The sequence below is a fragment of the Dietzia sp. UCD-THP genome (assembly GCF_000349585.1).
GTDB classification, from domain to species: Bacteria; Actinomycetota; Actinomycetes; order Mycobacteriales; family Mycobacteriaceae; genus Dietzia; species Dietzia natronolimnaea_A.
Map to the genome: position 1 here is coordinate 1 of NZ_AOSR01000184.1, position 2,946 is coordinate 2,946.

At 62.3% G+C, this 2,946-nt stretch carries 3 protein-coding genes and 1 pseudogene; all 4 read left to right on the forward strand.

Going from position 1 to position 2,946, the window contains the following annotated elements; all coding sequences use genetic code 11:
• Positions 1 to 242: 242 nt before the first annotated feature.
• Positions 243 to 785, forward strand: coding sequence for a helix-turn-helix domain-containing protein (locus tag H483_RS27510; RefSeq protein WP_017836516.1), 543 nt, complete (start codon positions 243 to 245; stop codon positions 783 to 785).
• Between the two features lie 25 nt (positions 786 to 810).
• Positions 811 to 996: pseudogene (locus H483_RS38670) on the forward strand (PIN domain-containing protein); the annotation flags it as partial.
• 96 nt (positions 997 to 1,092) lie between these two features.
• The gene (locus H483_RS27515) at positions 1,093 to 2,085 is read left to right on the forward strand and encodes a type IV toxin-antitoxin system AbiEi family antitoxin domain-containing protein (protein ID WP_017836517.1); all 993 of its coding nucleotides are present in this window, start codon (positions 1,093 to 1,095) and stop codon (positions 2,083 to 2,085) included.
• The coding region (locus H483_RS27520) for a nucleotidyl transferase AbiEii/AbiGii toxin family protein (protein ID WP_017836518.1) at positions 2,078 to 2,946 on the forward strand (869 nt) is incomplete at its 3' end. The genes H483_RS27515 and H483_RS27520, both read left to right, overlap by 8 nt.

Consider the following 2,946-nt stretch of genomic DNA (forward strand, 5'->3'; position numbering starts at 1 on the left):
GCGTACGCAGCCGCCAACTAGGCAGCAGGGTGCGCGACGACGCCCACACTGCGGAAACCTGCATCTGATGCAGGAGGCCTCTGGCACGTTGCAGCAACCCGCACGTATCACCCCACGCGGCACCCTCGCCGTGCCGACCCTCCAGGGCCTCAGCGGCCGTGGTGGATTTTTTCGGCACGACCTGGCATATTCGAACGTATCGAAAGCTATTTCGCCCTGTTCGCATAGAGAGGTGTTTCGGCATGGCAACGCAATCCCAGACGCTCGCATCTGAGACGTTCCTACCCGAGCACGCTGAGCAGCTTGCGCCGGTGCTGAGTTTCCTGCAGGCCCATGAACGCTCCGCGGGAACTAGTGCCCAACCGTCATACGCCCTGGTCGGGGTCGACGAGCACGATCGAATCGAACTGCCCGCAAACCTTCACCAGGTCCTCAAGCGGGTAGTTGAGGCAATGTCGCAGGGCCGAGCTGTCACCGTGGCGCCGCAGAGCATGACCCTCACGACGCAGCAGGCCGCCGACCTGCTCGGCGCAAGTCGGCCAACGATCGTCCGGTTGATCAACGACGAACAGATCGCTGCCGAGCGGGTCGGCAATCGGCATCGGCTGCTGCTCGACGATGTGCTTGCCTATCGGGAGGCTCGTCGGACACGGCAGTATGACGCAATCGCGGCGACGTCCGTGGCCATCGACACCGAAGACGACCCAGCGGTCATCCGGGAGCAGCTGCGCCAGGCCCGTAAAGCAGTCGCCGCACGTCGCAAGGTGGCGAAGAAAGCCAGCTGACACAGCCAGCTGACACAATCAGCCCATGTTTGTAGCCGTTCTCGACACCTGCGTGCTGTGGCCGAGCCTGCAACGAGATGCCCTGCTCTCACTCGCAGCCGAGAACCTCTATCGCCCCCTATGGTCGAACGCCATCCTCGACGAGCTCGAATTCCACGAAGCACGCAAACTCGTTGACCGCGGCGCCGACCAGGACGACGCCGCGGCACGCCCACCGATTCGCTCCAAAAGTATCTATCAGGGATACTGTTGCAGCTAAAAACCCCGATACGACTGCAAAACTATCTGTATGTGTAATAATTGCAGCATGAAGCTGGGGGAAGCGACAGAGACCGTCTCAGATCTCGCGGCCCAACAGTGGGGCCTGCTCACCGCTGCCCAGGCCAAGGAGCTCGGTGTCAGCGCTGTCCTGCTGAGCCGGCTCGTGGACCGTGGGGTACTTCTGCGGGTGCGTCATGGGGTCTATGCGAGCACCTCGACCCCAGTGACGACTGTGCTCGAGGTGCGGGCGCAATGGCTGGCCTTGAAACCGCATGCCCTGGCCGCTGAGCGCAGGAACAGCGACGGCCTGGACGCAGTCGTCTCCCACGAGACCGCTGCACAACTGCATGGCATCGGTGACCTTCCCAGCGAGGCGATCATCTTCACCACGCCCGGCCGGCGACAGACACGCCAGCCCGGCGTTCGGTTCATCACCGCGGCACTGTCCCCGGATGAGGTCATCGACATGGATGGACTGCCGGTCACCAGCGTGGGCAGAACCGTGCTTGACCTGGCCCGAGCCGGACATGAACCGGGTCATCTCATCGACATGCTTGGCGATGCGCTGTCGCAGCGTCTAGCCACCAAAGATGCCCTAGCAGATGCCCTCGCACCAGTAGCGGAGCACTTCGGGACTGCCCGCAACACTGACTCGGCAATGCGCGCACGACTGGAGGAGCTCTTCCCGAGCCATCATGCTGACGATGACCACCTCGCCCGCATGATGCAGCAGGCAATGGCGCCAATCCAGCAACAGCTCCGCGAGATCTTCGCCAGCGCGGTCCCTAACCTTCAGCTACCGGCAACAATCACCCAGGTGCAACTACCCGCGTTAGCAGCAATAGATCAACACACGATGCTCCCACCGGCGCTCCGAGAACAACTGGAAGCCCAAGCTAGAACTACCGCCCAGACGTTTAGTGACGTGCTGCCCACTACCGGTACCGGTGGCACCGATTGGCTTCGGGAAGTGCGAGACAAGACCCGCGACACTGAAGACCGCCGCGACCAGGACGACGATCAGGACGACGATGCCTAACCCCAAGCCGCGGACCACCCATCCTCAAATCACTGCCGGATTACGCCAATTCGCCACACAGCAGAAGCTGACCCCGAACACCGTCTACAGCCAGTTCTTCCGCGAAGTCTTCCTCGCAGAGCTGATGGATACCGACCCGGTATGGGTCCTCAAAGGCGGCACCAACCTCTACTGCCTCATCCCCGGAGCACGCCACACCCAGGACCTCGACCTGTACCGGCAAACCTCCCCCACCGGCCATCGCGACGCTGCCGACGCCCTCATCTCCGCCATGCACCGGATGCAAGTTGGCCCGTATACCTTCGAAGTGCGCAACCCACGGAAGGAATCAGTCAGCGGGACCATCGAGAACATTCAACTGACCGTCATCGTCCGGTTCGGTACCACCGAGTTCTCCCGGTTCAACATCGACGTCTCTGGAGACCTCGAGGCCCCCACCGTCACTGAATCACTGTCGGTCACCCGCACCGACCCTCTCGAGGTCCCGTTCGCCCGCCAGCACTTCACCGTGCTGTCCTACCCGATAGAGAACCAACTCGCCGACAAAACCTGCGCCATGTACGAGATCCACGGCACACGTGGCTCCACCCGGTACCGCGACCTCTACGACATCGGTCTAATCGCTCTCGAACTCGAAGTGGACGCGGAAAAACTACGCACCGCACTGGAGCAACAGTCCCGCATCCGCGCGCTGACTCTCCCGCCCCGCCTGATTCTTCCCAGTGACGAGTGGCCGGCCGGCTACAAGAAATTCGTGGGCACCCTGCATCAACCCCGCCCAGAACTGCGCACTGTCGAAAGCGCACTGACCACAGCCGAAGCGCTACTGAACTCCGTCCTCTCCCTCGACAACCCGATCAC

Bases quoted from the DNA above. Each gene is read 5' to 3' on its own strand.
- H483_RS27510 (WP_017836516.1), top strand. From the start codon at position 243: ATGGCAACGCAATCCCAGACGCTCGCATCTGAGACGTTCCTACCCGAG.
- H483_RS27515 (WP_017836517.1), top strand. From the start codon at position 1,093: ATGAAGCTGGGGGAAGCGACAGAGACCGTCTCAGATCTCGCGGCCCAA.